Genomic DNA, 14667 nt, shown 5'->3' with positions numbered 1-14667 from the left:
TAATAATTCTTCACGTGTATAAATAGTGTATAAAATGCCCGTTTACTGAGCGAGTGAAAGCACGCTTTTTTCACGAAACGGAAGCACGAGGCGCAAGATCAACCGCCGCGCACATCGCATTGATTAGACCCAGCAGTTCGGCGGGCTGCAGTTCACGGCCGGTAAACAGCAGAACCTGCTCCACCGCCTGATACAGCAGCATCTCCAGGCCAGAAACCACCGTGCCGCCGTTCGCCTCCCAGGCGCTCGCCAGCACCGAAGGCCACGGGTTATACGCAACATCGAGCAGTACCGGCCGGTGCGTTGCGGAGGCGCCCTTCAGCCCGCTCAGCTGGCTCGCCCATTCATCCGCCGCATGCGCCGGAAGCGTAGAAATCACCGGGTGATGACCGCGCTCCGCAAGATTCTGCGGCAGCTCAGCCAGGGAAACCTGCTCCAGCTGAACGCCCAGGCGGTCCGCCGCCTCCTGCACGCTACCGAGCTTATGCAGGGAACGGGCGTACACGCTCACACGGGAATACCCCAGCTGATGCAGAGCGGTCAGGGCGGAAATAGCGGTCGCTCCCCCACCCACAATCGCGGCAGAATCCTTGAGCGGCTGCGGCTCCAAACCGGCGTGGCGCAGCGCGTTCACAATGCCGATCACATCCGTGTTATCACCCAGCACCTTCTCACCGCGCGGATACACCGTGTTCACCGCACCGGTCACGCGGGCAGTCTCACTCAGCTCATCGCAATACTTGATGACGGCGGTCTTCAACGGCATCGTCACCGACAGACCCGCAATATACGGGGCGTCCTCCGTACCGTCCGGGTGGCGCACACCGTGCATAATCGCCGGCAAATCATCGGGCAGAGTATCGCGGCGATTATAACCCAAATTCTGCTCACCCAAAAAGTCATACGCGGCACGATGCAGTGCAGGCGACAGCGAATGCGCAATCGGGTGCCCCAGCACGTAGGCGCGGCGAAGATACGGGGCCTCACGGTACGGTTCAGTCTTCATCGATAGATACTCTTTCGCTCTCAACGCTTGGGGCTTGCGGACACGCACGCCACGAACCCGCGGTCATAGGCGCACTCTACCCATTTTAAGGGACAAACCAATATTCGGGTACAGCAAAGGCGGGCACCTCCCCCACTCTCGTGGAGGCGGTACCCGCCTCAGCAAGGAACCTTCAGTCCAAAGCTACCGAATCATAGCTACCGGCTAAACCGATTAGCTACAACGGTTCGGGTGCTTAGAACACCACTGGTTGTACTCTTCAACATAACGCTGGTGCTCAGCGTAAGTACGGGAGTACTTAGTCTCACCGGAGTCCAGGTCCACAGTCACCCAGTAGTAGTACGGGTTTTTCTCAGGAGCCGCGGCAGCCTTAATCGAAGCCAGCTGCGGGGAACCAATCGGACCCTTCGGAAGACCCTTATTCGCATAAGTGTTGTACTTATTGCTCTTATCGGCCTTCTGCTCTTCAGTCAGGTGGTACGAGCGGACACCCAGACCGTAAGTCACGGTCGCATCCGACTGAATCAGACCCGAGGTCTCACCATCGGGGTTGTTCAGGCGGTTCTCAATGATGCCTGCAACCGCCACGTAGTCCTTCGGCTGAGCCTCAAGCTCCACGATGGAGGCGATGGTCAGCACCTCGAAGGTCTTCTGGTCGCCGCTCACGCCGGCTTCCTTCAGGTCAGCCTTGGTCTTATCAACCATGGTCTGAATGACCTTCTTGATGTCGGTGTCCTTCGGGAAGCGGTACTCACCCGGGTGCAGCCAACCCTCAATCGAGGGGAAGTTGCTCGGCACACCGTACTGGGTGTAGTTGCTGACCGCGTCCTCAACCTGCTTGCGGGTGAACGCGCCATCGGAGCCAGAAACAATCAGGTCGATGGTTTCGCTCACGCGCTTACCCTGCGGAATCGCCAGGTACAGTACGTTGCTGTTCGCCTCGATAATGGTCGTAATCGCGCTCGAGCTGCTCATGTGCTGCTGCAGTTCGTAGGTGCCAGGCTGCAGGTACTTGCCCTTGCTCTCCTTGGTGTACACCTCAACAAACTTATCAGCATCAGCAACCACGCCCGCTGCCTCAAGCTCCTGCGCCACCTGCGCGGTGGACTGGCCAGAACGAATCGTGAACGTCACGGTCGTACCATTGCCGCCACCCGAGTAGTCACGAGTCTTGAACGGGTCGTAGCGGGTAATCAAGGCACCCGAAATGATGACCAGAGCCACCACAAACAAGGAAATAGCGCTCAGCATGATGGCGCGGCGGCGGCGCTTACGCGCACGCAACGTAGCCACCGACACGATTTCCTGTTCCATCGTGATGCCGGTGATGCCCTTACGTTCATCCTCGGCTGTCGGCCTAAAGAGGTCGAGCCCGCTCTCTTCGGGCTGTTTATTCTGTTCGGTCACTGAAGGTTCTCCGTTTCGTTGACGGCACCGACCGTGGTCCCTTCTGACTCGGACGGTCGGTTTTCTTCGTGGGCCGGATCGCTCACCTTGTACCCGGCTACGGACTGCCCCGCCTTGAGGGCATCCAGACTGTACTGCAAAATGTTCACAGCCGCCACCTGGTCAACCATAGTCTTGAAATCTCGGCTGGAAACCCCAGCCTCGTGCAGTGCACGGTGAGCGCTCACGGTGGTGAGTCGCTCATCCACCAGCCAAATGTTAATGTGTGTTTTCTCTTCGGCATCCAGCTCGGAGCGCAGAGCCTGCGCGTACTCCCGAGCCATTTCCGTGGAGGGAGAATCCCCACCACGCATGGTCTTCGGAAGCCCGACGAAAACCTCCACCACCTCGTTCACCTCAATCAGCTTACGCAAAACACGGCGGTCAGAGTTCTTCTTCGCGTCGCGGCGTAGCGTCTTGAGCGGGGTGGCGAGAATACCGTCGGGGTCGCTGAGGGCGGTGCCGACGCGGGCGTTACCCACATCGACACCCATCCGCACTCCGCGCTGGAATTCTGCCATGTTTAGGCCTGAGCCTGTGCGATAGCGTCGCGGACAGCGTCCAGTGCAACACCAATCTTGGATGCGTCCTGGCCACCACCCTGAGCGACATCGTCCTTACCGCCGCCACCGCCGCCGAGAACACCGGCAGCGACGCGGACCAGAGCGCCAGCCTTCACGCCAGCCTCACGAGCACCCTCGTTGGTTGCCACCAGGACGACGGGGCGGCCATTAGCCACACCCACCACTGCGACAACAGCAGCCTCGGAGCCAAAGCGCGAACGCAGATCCAGAGCCAGCTCACGAACGCCGTTAGCGTCCAGTTCGCCAGCGTCATGCGCCAGAACGCGAACAGAACCGATGGTCTGTGCGTTCTCCAGCAGCTTGCCAGCCTCAGCCTGCAGCTTCTCGCGGCGCAGCTGAGCCAGTTCCTTCTCAGCAGCCTTCAGCTTAGCGAGAGTCTGGTTAATCTTCTCCGGCAGATCAGCGGAAGACTGAACCTTCATCAGGCCGGTCAGCTGGTTCACCAGGGTACGCTCAGCAGCCAGGTGGTTGAAGGAATCCAGACCCACCAGAGCCTCAACACGGCGGTTACCGGAGCCAACAGAGCTCTCGGTCAGCAGCGACAGCGAACCAATCTCAGCGGACGAACCAACGTGGGTACCACCACACAGCTCGCGGGAGAACTCGCCGCCGATTTCAACAACACGCACCACATCGCCGTACTTCTCACCGAAGAGGCTCATAGCGCCCAGAGCCTTAGCCTCAGCCAGCGGCATCTCACGAGTAATCACCTCGTGGTTATCGCGGATCGCGAGGTTAGCAACCTCTTCAACCTCACGCTTAGCGGACTCGGACAGACCCTCGCCCCACGCGAAGTCGAAGCGCAGGTAGCCTTCCTTGTTGAAAGAGCCACGCTGAGTAGCCTCGTTGCCGAGCACCTGGTGCAGGGCAGCGTGAATGATGTGGGTACCGGAGTGTGCCTTCTCACCGTCGCGGCGGCGCTGAACGTCAACCTGTGCCACAACATCGGCACCGACGTGAACCTCGCCCTCACGCACAACGGCGCGGTGAACGCTCAGGCCCTTCACGGGCTGCTGAACGTCCTGAACGTCAATGACGAAGCCGTTGCCGGTAATGACACCGGTATCAGCTGCCTGGCCACCAGCCTCCGCGTAGAACGGGGTCTCGTCCAGAACAACCTCAATCTTGTCGCCAGCCTTAGCGGCGGGAACAGACACGCCGTCCACCAGAATCGCGCGCAGCTTAGTCTCAGTACGCAGCTCGGTGTAACCGGTGAAGATGGAGCCACGCTCGTCCACGAGCTTACGCAGCTCAGACAGGTCAGCAAACGCACCCTTCTTCGCCTTAGCATCAGCCTGCGCACGGTGACGCTGCTCAGCCATCAGCTCACGGAAAGCCTTCTCGTCAACCTTCACGCCAGCCTCAGCAGCCATCTCCAGGGTCAGGTCAATCGGGAAGCCGTAGGTGTCGTGCAGAGCAAACGCCTCAGCACCAGAAACAGCGTTGGAGCCGTCCTTCTTAGCGGCAGCAACAGCCTCTTCCAGACGCTCAGTACCGGTCTCAATGGTGTGCAGGAACGCCTTCTCCTCAGCGTACGCAATACGGGAAATACGCTCGAAGTCGTCAGCAACGTACGGGAAAGCACCCTTCATCGCATCACGCGAAGCCGGGAACAGTACGGGCAGGCAGGGCTCAGTAACGCCCAGCAGACGCATCGCACGGATAGCACGGCGCATCAGACGGCGCAGAATGTAGCCGCGACCCTCGTTGGAGGGGGTCACGCCGTCAGCAATCAGCATCAGCGAGGAACGGATGTGGTCAGCCACCACGCGCATACGCACGTCGTCCTCGTAGCCCTCGTCCTCAGCGGACTCAGAGCCGTGGTACTTCTTACCGGACAGCTTAGAAGCAGCGTCCAGAACGGGGCGAACCTGGTCGGTCTCGTAGAAGTTCTCAACACCCTGCAGCAGCATGGCAAGACGCTCAACGCCCAGACCGGTATCGATGTTCTTCTTCGGCAGATCACCCAGAATCTCGAAGTCATCCTTACCGATACCCTCGCCACGCTGGTACTGCATGAACACAAGGTTCCAAATCTCAATGTAACGGTCGTCGTCAGCCGCCGGGCCGCCTTCCTTACCGTACGCGGGGCCACGGTCGTAGAAGATCTCCGAGTCAGGGCCTGCGGGGCCGGGCTGACCGGTGGACCAGTAGTTTTCCTTCATACCCATACGCTGAATACGCTCAGCCGGGAAGCCCACCTTGTTGTGCCAAATGTCGAAGGCCTCATCGTCACCCTCATAAATGGTGACCCACAGGCGCTCCGGATCCAGGCCGAAACCGCCCTTATCCTGAGGGGTGGTCAGCAGCTCGTAAGCAAACGGAATCGCCTGCTCCTTGAAGTAATCACCGAACGAGAAGTTACCAGCCATCTGGAAGAAGGTACCGTGACGCGCAGTCTTACCGACCTCTTCAATATCCAGGGTGCGGATGCACTTCTGCACGCTGGTCGCGCGGGAGAACGGAGGGGTCTCACGGCCCAGGAAGTAGGGAATGAACGGCACCATACCGGCGATGGTGAACATAGCGCCGGGCTCGTTCGAAATCAGCGATGCCGAAGGCACCACAGTATGGCCGCGGGAAGCGAAGAAATCGATCCAGCGCTTAGAAATCTCCTGTGAGAGCATCTCGTTCCTTAGAGTAATCTGTGCGAAATTCTAAATTAGTCTACTGACCTATGGTGCCTGTCCGAGAGCAAAATGGCTAATCGAGCCAGTCTCGTACCGTGGTTAACGGACAAAAGCACCACCTTTAAAAACCTAGTTGAAGAAGCCGTCGCCGAGCTGACGGTCACGCGCAATACGCTGCTCACGCGCTCGCTTCTGAGCCTCTTCCAAGGAGGCAATCTCAGCCTCCACCTCAATGAGTTCACGCTCAGCCAGGCGGCGGTTCGTGGATTCAATCTCAGCCGAGCTCATCTGGCGGTCCCAGGTGTCCAGGGAGCCAGGACGCAGATCCTGCTTCTGGCGCTCCACCTTAGCGTTGAGCTCCATCTCCTTCTCCTGCATGCCTTCACGCACGCGGGCGGCGAACTCAACAGCACGCAACGCATACGGCTGCAGGGGCTTGCCAATCGGCGAATCGAAGAACTTTCCCATCTGAGACTCCGGGTTGAGGGCAAGCTCACCGTGCTCACGCATGAGCAGGGCGCTGCCGGGGGTACGCTGAGCAGGTTCGGAGGCGGCACGCCTGGAAGCGAAGTAACCAACCGCCGCGCCGGCGCCGAGCAGAAGAGCTGAACGAAGCAGACCCATTAGTTCTCACCGCCTGCAGAGTAAGAGGACTGTGCCGAACCGTACTGACCGCCAGTGCTACCAGTGTTGGCGGTGCCGTGTGCATCGCCGGACTTACCGCCGCGGAACGCCTGACGCACACCGTACGAGAAGGACGCAACCTTAATCAGCGGCTGACCCACAGTCGAAGTCACCAGCGAGGACAGCGCAGAAACGTTCGCGGACGCATCCGAAACATTCGAAGTGATGTCGTCAACCTTCTCCAGCTGCTCATTGGTGGTCACCACAGTACGGGTCACCTCTTCAATGAGAGGGCCGGTGCTCTGGTTCAGCGAACGAATCGTCACGATAAGCTCATCAAACACCTTGGTCAGGCGAATAATGGGTAGCGCAAGCAGAGCCACCAGAATCGCAAAAACTCCTGCTGCAATCAGGCCCGCAATATCTCCGCCGGTCATCTATAACCCCATTCCGCTCAATGCATGATGCTTATCAATAGTCGTACAAGGCTGGACGCCACCGTGGCGCGCAGCCGGATCGTGCATACAGTTCAGGACTATATACACAGCTCAATCCCCTATTTTAGTCGAAAAATCCTTCAAGCGCCCCCTAAACTCTCATGAAACTCCCAGCGACGGAAGATTCACAGGTTCTGCAGCGCCACAGCCCTGTAGTGTATAAGCCCCAAAAACCCACGCGTTAAACGGGAACAACCCGCCCCCACCGAACGGTGCAGGACGGGTTGCTTCTCGAAAAATCGAGATTATGCCAGACGCGAGTAGTACTCAACGACCAGCTGCTCGTCGCAGATCACGGGGATCTCTTCGCGCTTGGGCTTGCGCTCAAGCTTTGCGTGCAGCTTCTCGATCTCAACGTTCAGGTATGCGGGAACCTCGGGCAGAACTGCCTGGTTCTCACCTGCAGCCGCAGCCTGGAAGGGGGTGGTCTTCTCAGCCTTGGGGTGAACGTGGATCAGCTGGCCGGGCTTGACGTGGAACGAGGGGCGGTCCACGCGAACGCCGTCAACCATGATGTGACGGTGAACAACCATCTGACGTGCCTGTGCAATGGTGCGGGCGAAGCCTGCACGCAGAACCAGAGCGTCGAGGCGGGTCTCGAGCAGCTCGACCATGTTCTTACCGGTCTGGCCCTCGGTACGCTTTGCCTCGAGGTATGCGCGGCGCATCTGTGCCTCGCGGATGTTGTACTGAGCGCGCAGACGCTGCTTTTCCTTCAGCTGGGTAGCGTAGTTGGAGTCAGCCTTCTTGCGGGCACGGCCGTGCTGGCCGGGGCCGTAAGGACGACGCTCGAGGTACTTTTCTGCCTTCGGGGTCAGTGCAATGCCCAGGGCACGGGACTGACGCACGGTACGGCGGGTGCGGTTGTGCTTAGCCACAATCTACCTTTCTATGTGAGGCTCCTGCACCCTCACGGGTGGGGCCTCGGTCTGTTGAATACTGGCCTCCTCGGTTGACCCCGCCGGAATCCGTACGCGACCGGTTCGGTCGTTGCTGTACGGCGGTGGGGCGGAGAGCTCGGGGCAGAGTACCCCGCAGCTACATTACTGACGCTCGCACGAATGCGGGCATAGTAATTGCCAGACCCGTCAAGCTTACCGGATACACCCGGGCTTTACCAGCCTTTTGGGAAATCTTTGGTTCAAATCACTGTGCGTGTGGGTTTTCGACACTTACCCACACGACCCCACAGGAATTATTTATGCCAGTCAGAGCTATTTAGGTGCGACTTCCCCGAAAAATTGCGGCGCTAAGATGTTGGATTGTAATCATTTCGTTATTTTTAACCTGTGTCTTTATGGGAATAGCTTGAATCAGACCCCCATATCGCCTAGACTAGAAACCATAACAAGCTTGGCGTCCGCCCTTCCGGGAAGGCCGACAGCCAAGACGTCTATCACAACTCAAAACTCTGACGCGGTGCGCAGTACTACCGAGGTACTACGCACCGCTTTCTGTTTGCGCTCAGCCCTATACGGTTGCTTGCTCTATACGGCTACCTGCCTGCCGAGGCGCGCCACTCCCCCGGTGGTCAGCACTCAAAGTAGTAGACGGCTCGATGGGAGCCACGTAAACTAACGGGTCGTATCCTGCACCGGAGCCGCATCCAAAATACGGCGGATACGCTCACGACGCTCCGTCAACGTACGCTCAAAACCGTGCTGCGTCGGCTCGTAGTAGACCGTACCGCGCAGAGTATCCGGCAGGTACTGCTGCGCCGCCACATGCCCCGGCTCATCATGCGCATACACATACCCCACACCGTGACCAAACTGCTTAGCCCCCGCATAATGACCATCACGCAAATGCACCGGAACCTGACCCGAAGCACCCGAACGCACATCCGCAATCGCACGGTTAATCGCGTTATACGCCGCATTCGACTTCGGCGCGAGCGCACAATAAATCACCGCCTGCGACAGGATAATACGCGCCTCCGGCATGCCCACCAGCGCCACCGACTGCGCCGCAGCCGTCGCCACCTGCAGAGCCTGCGGATCAGCCAGACCAATATCCTCACTCGCCAAAATCATGATGCGCCGAGCCACAAAACGTGGATCCTCGCCGCCCTCCAACATGCGCGCCAAATAGTGCACCGCGGCGTCCGCATCAGAGCCGCGCATGGACTTAATGAACGCACTCACCACGTCATAATGCTGATCGCCCGAACGGTCGTAACGGATCGCGGCGCGGTCCACCGCCTCCGTAGCATGCGCCAGGGTGATGCGCACGGGCGCGGTAGGTTCGGGGTCCTTCTCCCCCGCTTCCCCCGCCTGATTTGCCGAATTTGCCGGGTCTGTCGAATTTACCGAGTCTGCCGAATCTTCGGCGGAGGCGGCAGGTTCTGCCGAAGCCTGTTCGGCTTCGCTAAACGCAATCGCAGCCGCCGCCTCCAGCGAGGTCAGGGAGCGGCGAGCGTCGCCTCCAGAAACCGCCGCGAGGTGGGCGCGCGCATCCTCATCAATGACCGCCGCACCGTCAAAACCGCGCGGGTCAGCCAATGCACGGTCAATCAGCCGCTCAATATCGGACTGCTCCAGCGAATGAACCCGCAACAGTAGCGAGCGCGAAAGCAACGGCGAAATAATGCTGAACGACGGGTTCTCCGTCGTAGCCGCCACCAGAATCACCCAGCGGTTCTCCACGCCGGGCAGAAGTGCATCCTGCTGAGCCTTTGTAAAACGGTGAATCTCATCGAGGAAGAGCACGGTGGTCGTGCCGTACATGTCACGGTCGAGTAGCGCCTGATCCATGACCGCGCGCACATCCTTCACGCCCGCAGTAATCGCCGAAAGCTCCACGAACTTACGACCCGGCGCGCGCGCAATCACATGTGCCAGGGTGGTCTTACCCGTACCCGGAGGGCCGTACAAAATCACCGAGGACGGGCCAGCCGGGCCGGCGTTTTCCCCTGCCAACACGCGCAGAGGCGCACCCGGAGTCAGCAGATGCTCCTGGCCGAGAACCTCATCAATCGTGCGCGGACGCATACGCACCGCCAACGGCGCACGAGACGCCGAACGGGAAGAGTGTGCACGCGGCGTCGAGGCGCGCGAGGAGGCGGGCTCCTCAGCGGGCGCACCAATCAGGCTCACGCGGTCCCCGTCATCGGGCAACTCAAGATCAAAGAGGGAATCAGCCATAGTCTTACTCTATCGTTTCACAATCTGGAGGCGGGTACGGGGTGTGGGTATACAGCTGCGGATTTAGCTCGCGGCGTGACACCACACGGGTTTTCGATAGGTTAGTGTCTTCGCCGTGGGTTTTAAACCCCGGGGCAAGGCTTTAAACCCCGGGGCAATCCACTAACCTATCGAAAGCGCCGGCCTAGAGGGTCTCACTATCGAGAATCAGGGTCACCGGGCCGTCATTGACCAGCTCCACCTGCATGTCCGCACCGAACACGCCGGTCTCCACGTGCAGGCCACGCTCACGCAGCGCCTGAACATAGTCGTTGAACAGCGGCTCACTCACCGCGCCGGGCGCAGCGGCAGACCAGGAGGGGCGGCGGCCCTTCTTCGCATCCCCATACAGGGTGAACTGGCTGACCGCCAGCACGGGTGCGCCCTCATCGAGCAGGGACTTCTCCCCCTCCATCAGGCGCAGGTTCGCGGTCTTGTCGGCAAGCTTCGCAATCTGCGCCGCACCGTCACCGTGCGTGATACCGACCAGCACCAGGTAGCCGGGCTGCTCAATCGCGCCGACCGTCTCACCCGCCACGCGCACCGCCGCGCGGGTCACACGCTGAATAACTACTCGCATCGTTCACCTTTCATCATGGAACCGGCATTCGCCGGGCTCATACATCTCTTTCGACACCACTCTCAGCGGCTGGTTTAGGGGAGCCGCAGTTCTAGAGGCAGCCGCCTCAGAGCACGCCGCGCAGCTGCACGGCACGCAAAAACTGGTTCGCCGCCCGCGGAGTACGAAACTCAATAAAACGCTTCTGCAGATGCTGCCCGCGAGCCTCCGCCAGCAACTCCCCGACGTGCGGGTAGCTCCTCCACGTGTACCGAATCATGTTGTCCGGGTCCCGCAGAATATTCTTCAGCGGCGGCTCCACATTATCAGCCCACAGCCTCTGACCCGTCACCGCACGGCGCACCGTCCGGCGAACCACACGCCACATGACCACCGCACGGCTATAGCGCAAGTAAATCACCACATCCGCACGCTCCAGCAGGCGGCCGCGCACCTGCGGATACTGCCACTCCGTAATCCACGCAGGCCGCTCAATGAGCGCCCGAACATCCGCCTCAAAACTAGGGCGCGGAGTCCAGTTCGGACCCCAATGCAACGAGTCCATCTCCGTATGCGGAATGTCCAGGAGGCGCCCCAACCGCGCCGCGAACGTCGTCTTACCGCTACCGCTCGGGCCGGCAATCAGAATACGCATGCTCCCCTCCCCCTTTGGTTAGTACACAAATCGGCACGCACGCCAGTTGATACAAAAGGTGGGCTGCGACCCTGCACCAGCAGAATACACAGCCCACCCTCAACGGCGACCCCGGCACAACTCAACGCCCGCCGGGTTCACGCCGCACAGCCTCACACCCCCTACGGGGCGCACGACCAAAGACTAGAGAAGATTACTCCTCGTCCTTCTTCTTCGGCTTGAAATCAACGCCAGCTTCCTTACGCTGCTCCGGAGTAATCGGTGCAGGAGCCGCAGTCAGCGGATCAAAACCGTTACCGGTCTTCGGGAACGCAATAACCTCGCGGATCGAATCAACGCCAGCCAGCAGAGACACAATACGGTCCCAACCGAACGCAATACCACCCATGGGCGGCGCGCCGTACTTGAACGCATCCAGCAGGAAGCCGAACTTCTCCTGAGCCTCTTCCTCACCAATGCCCATCACAGCGAACACGCGTTCCTGCACGTCACGGCGGTGAATACGGATCGAACCGCCACCAATCTCGTTACCGTTGCAGACAATGTCGTAAGCGTACGCCAGAGCCGAACCCGGGTCAGTGTCGAAAGTATCCATGAACTCGGGCTTCGGGGAGGTGAACGCGTGGTGCACAGCAGTCCAAGCAGAGTGACCCAGAGCCACGTCACCGGACTCAGTAGCCTCAGCAGAAGACTCGAACATGGGAGCGTCAATAACCCACACGAAGGACCACTCGCCGTCCTTAATCAGGCCGGTACGGTGACCAATCTCAACACGAGCAGCACCCAGCAGCGCACGAGAAGCCTTAGCCTCACCGGCAGCGAAGAAGATGCAGTCGCCGGGCTTCGCGCCGGTAGCCTCAGCCAGGCCAGCACGCTCAGCGTCAGTAATGTTCTTAGCCACCGGGCCGGTCAGCTCGCCATCCTCCTGAATGAGAACGTAAGCCAGACCCTTAGCGCCGCGCTGCTTAGCCCATTCCTGCCAAGCGTCCAGGGTGCGGCGGGGCTGGGATGCGCCACCGGGCATCACCACGGCGCCCACGTAGGGAGCCTTGAACACGCGGAAAGTGGTGTCCTTGAAGTACTCGGTCAGCTCAGTCAGCTCCAGACCAAAACGCAGGTCAGGCTTGTCCGAACCGTACTTCTCCATCGCATCCTTGTAGGTCATGCGCTGAATCGGGCGGGGAACCTTCACATCAATCAGGTTCCACACAGCCTCAACGATGCGCTCGCCCAGCTCAATGATGTCTTCCTGATCAACGAACGAAGCCTCAATGTCCAGCTGAGTGAACTCGGGCTGACGGTCGGCGCGGAAATCCTCATCACGGTAGCAGCGGGCAATCTGGTAGTACTTCTCAATACCGCCCACCTGCAGCAGCTGCTTGAACAGCTGCGGGGACTGCGGCAGAGCATACCAAGAACCCGGAGCCAGACGAGCCGGCACCAGGAAGTCACGCGCACCCTCAGGGGTGGAACGGGTCAGGGTCGGGGTCTCAACCTCAATGTAGCCGTCCTCGGCCAGCAGGTTGCGTGCCGCACGGTTCGCGTCCGAACGCAGGCGCATGATGCGAGCCGGCTCCGGGCGGCGAAGATCCAGGTAGCGGTAGCGCAGGCGCGCCTCCTCACCCACCTCAACGTGCTCGTCAATCTGGAAAGGCAGCGGAGCGGCAGTGTTCAGCACCTCAACGGCGGACACCTCAACCTCAATCTCACCGGTAGCCAGGTTCGGGTTCTCATTACCCTCCGGGCGCTTAGTCACCAGACCGGTCACACGCAGCACATACTCGTTGCGCAGGTGCTCAAAATCAGCCTCATTGTGGAAAACACACTGGGTGACACCCTCACGGTCACGCAGGTCAACGAAAGCGACACCACCGTGGTCGCGGCGGCGAGCCACCCAACCGGTCAGGGTAACAGTCTCTCCAATATTTGCGGCGGTCAGCTCGCCGTTGGTGTGAGTGCGAAGCACAGACATTCCTTTCATAGCGGGCACCTCACGACTATAGACAGTAGCCGGGTACACGCGGTTGATGATATGCGCACACTGCGTGCGCCTCATATATTGTATCCCCTCCGGGCAGGTCGATGGCGGGTCGGGGCAAGTCAGGCACCAGAAAATGGGGTGCGGAGGCGGGATGCGGGTAGGGCGGCAGGTTCGTGGGTGTCTGCGGTCGATAGGTTAGTGTCTTCGCCATGGGTCTTTAACCCGGGGTGAAGGCATTAACCTATCGAAAAGCCACTACCCTATCGAAGTATTACCGGGGAATCCACTCCGCATGCCTGTGGACAAACACTTTTTCGGTAGAATCCGCGAAGTTATCCACAGATTTCACAAACAAGCCCCACAACCTCACACAGCCTGCCAGGATAAAGCCTATGAACACCGTAACTATTCCGTGGCAACGCGTCCCAAACGTACTACCGGCTACACCAGAAATTACCCGCGCCGCAGAACTGCACCCATTCGTGCTGAACTCCCAGATGCTCAACCTGCGAGGAATCGGGCCAAAACGCATTCGCAAGCTAGTGGCGGAAGGGTCTCTGCAACGTATCCAGCGAGGAGCCTATATTTACACCTGCGATGCCCAAGCGCTCACCCCCGAAGAGCGGCTCACGGTACGGTGCATCGCTGCTCAGATGATGGGTCTTCAAGGAATCTTCTCCCACACATCAGCCGCGGCGCTATGGGGACTTGATGTACTCTCTGTTCCCCAAATGATAAGCGTGTATAGCTGTAGTCATAGCACCTCTGACAAGGGAAGAATCACCCGGCATTACAGCGCCCCTGGCCCCGAGGAAGTCACCAGGTTGCCGGGCACATCCATCATGGTTACGACGGTGGCTCGCACGCTGCAGGATTGTGCTCGCAGCATGCCCTTTCGGGAGGCGGTGGTCCTCGCTGACTCCATCATGCGGCGGAAACTCTTGGAACCCCACGAGGTGACTGAGATTCTACTGAACCTCACCGGGTACGGCGGCTCCGCCGGGCCTCTCCTGGCGCAGGCGGTGGATGCATCCAGCGAGTCGGCTGGTGAAAGCCTCACCCGGTGCCTACTCATGGAGCACAGGCTGCCCCTCCCCGTAACGCAGTACCCGATTTCATGCGAAGGCCGTAACTATCGAGTGGACTTCACCTGGCCCGAGGCGCGCGTCATTCTCGAGTTCGACGGCGAACAGAAATACGTGGACCACCCCGGCAGGGACCGCTACGAAGCCACCCGCGACCGTGCTCTAACCCGCGCCGGCTGGACGGTCGTACACCTCACATGGGCTGACATCTTTCAAAAAGAGCGGGAAGTCATCACCCACTTGCGGAAACTACTCTTGAGATAAAGCGAGGAAACGCCTCAGTCGATAGGTTAGCGCCTTCACCCCGGGTTAAAGACCCACGGCGAAGACACTAACCTATCGAAAATCTGGGCTCACACAAAAGACCCGCCCGGCAGGGAGGTCAACATCCTCCCCACCAGGCGGGTACACATCCATA

At 59.7% G+C, this 14667-nt stretch carries 12 protein-coding genes and 1 pseudogene; 2 read left to right on the top strand and 11 right to left on the bottom strand.

Features of this window, described 5'->3' with window-relative positions; genetic code table 11:
* Positions 1-70: 70 nt before the first annotated feature.
* The 11 genes from O3649_RS03135 to aspS all read right to left on the bottom strand — a co-directional run bounded on the left by O3649_RS03135 (position 71) and on the right by aspS (position 13149).
* Positions 71-1006 (bottom strand): shikimate dehydrogenase, encoded by a 936-nt coding sequence (locus O3649_RS03135; RefSeq protein WP_371572718.1) that lies wholly within the window; start codon positions 1004-1006, stop codon positions 71-73.
* 213 nt (positions 1007-1219) lie between these two features.
* Entirely contained in the window at positions 1220-2413 is a 1194-nt protein-coding gene (gene mltG, locus O3649_RS03130; protein WP_371539217.1) for an endolytic transglycosylase MltG, read from the bottom strand.
* Positions 2410-2973 (bottom strand): Holliday junction resolvase RuvX, encoded by a 564-nt coding sequence (ruvX, locus tag O3649_RS03125; protein ID WP_012903482.1) that lies wholly within the window; start codon positions 2971-2973, stop codon positions 2410-2412. Before ruvX ends, mltG begins: the two co-directional genes overlap by 4 nt.
* Positions 2974-2975: 2 nt before the next feature.
* Positions 2976-5663, bottom strand: coding sequence for an alanine--tRNA ligase (gene alaS / locus O3649_RS03120; RefSeq protein WP_294632566.1), 2688 nt, complete (start codon positions 5661-5663; stop codon positions 2976-2978).
* A gap of 132 nt (positions 5664-5795) precedes the next feature.
* Positions 5796-6290 carry a hypothetical protein gene (locus tag O3649_RS03115; protein WP_005508736.1) on the bottom strand — a complete coding sequence of 165 codons (495 nt, stop codon included), beginning with the start codon at positions 6288-6290 and terminating at the stop codon, positions 5796-5798.
* A complete protein-coding gene (locus O3649_RS03110; protein WP_049327226.1) occupies positions 6290-6727 on the bottom strand; it encodes a DUF948 domain-containing protein in 438 nt (145 codons plus the stop codon). Before O3649_RS03110 ends, O3649_RS03115 begins: the two co-directional genes overlap by 1 nt.
* 305 nt (positions 6728-7032) lie before the next feature.
* Positions 7033-7665, bottom strand: coding sequence for a 30S ribosomal protein S4 (gene rpsD / locus O3649_RS03105; RefSeq protein WP_005508739.1), 633 nt, complete (start codon positions 7663-7665; stop codon positions 7033-7035).
* Positions 7666-8361: 696 nt separating this feature from the next.
* Positions 8362-9930, bottom strand: a complete 1569-nt coding sequence (locus O3649_RS03100; protein ID WP_294632568.1) for a replication-associated recombination protein A — start codon at positions 9928-9930, stop codon at positions 8362-8364.
* Positions 9931-10114: 184 nt separating this feature from the next.
* Positions 10115-10549 (bottom strand): D-aminoacyl-tRNA deacylase, encoded by a 435-nt coding sequence (gene dtd, locus O3649_RS03095; RefSeq protein ID WP_012903476.1) that lies wholly within the window; start codon positions 10547-10549, stop codon positions 10115-10117.
* Positions 10550-10655: 106 nt separating this feature from the next.
* The gene (locus tag O3649_RS03090; RefSeq protein ID WP_070629813.1) at positions 10656-11183 is read right to left on the bottom strand and encodes an adenylate kinase; all 528 of its coding nucleotides are present in this window, start codon (positions 11181-11183) and stop codon (positions 10656-10658) included.
* Between the two features lie 193 nt (positions 11184-11376).
* A complete protein-coding gene (gene aspS / locus O3649_RS03085; protein ID WP_303936879.1) occupies positions 11377-13149 on the bottom strand; it encodes an aspartate--tRNA ligase in 1773 nt (590 codons plus the stop codon).
* Between the two features lie 407 nt (positions 13150-13556).
* Between aspS and O3649_RS03080 the strand changes: the two are divergent.
* Both O3649_RS03080 and O3649_RS03075 read left to right on the top strand, forming a co-directional pair.
* Positions 13557-13742, top strand: a pseudogene (locus tag O3649_RS03080) (type IV toxin-antitoxin system AbiEi family antitoxin domain-containing protein); the annotation flags it as partial.
* Positions 13743-14120: 378 nt separating this feature from the next.
* Entirely contained in the window at positions 14121-14513 is a 393-nt protein-coding gene (locus O3649_RS03075; RefSeq protein ID WP_231840307.1) for an endonuclease domain-containing protein, read from the top strand.
* Positions 14514-14667 lie beyond the last annotated feature (154 nt).

This window comes from Rothia sp. 27098_8_29 (assembly GCF_041432785.1).
In the GTDB taxonomy this organism is placed as follows: domain Bacteria; phylum Actinomycetota; class Actinomycetes; order Actinomycetales; family Micrococcaceae; genus Rothia; species Rothia mucilaginosa.
Note: the sequence above shows the minus strand (reverse complement) of the source record. Positions and strands in the feature narration are given on the sequence as shown.

What these genes read in the sequence shown, in the direction of transcription:
- O3649_RS03115 (WP_005508736.1), bottom strand. Translation starts at nt 6,290, where the DNA reads ATGGGTCTGCTTCGTTCAGCTCTTCTGCTCGGCGCCGGCGCGGCGGTT.
- O3649_RS03110 (WP_049327226.1), bottom strand. Translation starts at nt 6,727, where the DNA reads ATGACCGGCGGAGATATTGCGGGCCTGATTGCAGCAGGAGTTTTTGCG.
- alaS (WP_294632566.1), bottom strand. Translation starts at nt 5,663, where the DNA reads ATGCTCTCACAGGAGATTTCTAAGCGCTGGATCGATTTCTTCGCTTCC.
- dtd (WP_012903476.1), bottom strand. Translation starts at nt 10,549, where the DNA reads ATGCGAGTAGTTATTCAGCGTGTGACCCGCGCGGCGGTGCGCGTGGCG.
- O3649_RS03135 (WP_371572718.1), bottom strand. Translation starts at nt 1,006, where the DNA reads ATGAAGACTGAACCGTACCGTGAGGCCCCGTATCTTCGCCGCGCCTAC.
- O3649_RS03090 (WP_070629813.1), bottom strand. Translation starts at nt 11,183, where the DNA reads ATGCGTATTCTGATTGCCGGCCCGAGCGGTAGCGGTAAGACGACGTTC.
- O3649_RS03100 (WP_294632568.1), bottom strand. Translation starts at nt 9,930, where the DNA reads ATGGCTGATTCCCTCTTTGATCTTGAGTTGCCCGATGACGGGGACCGC.
- ruvX (WP_012903482.1), bottom strand. Translation starts at nt 2,973, where the DNA reads ATGGCAGAATTCCAGCGCGGAGTGCGGATGGGTGTCGATGTGGGTAAC.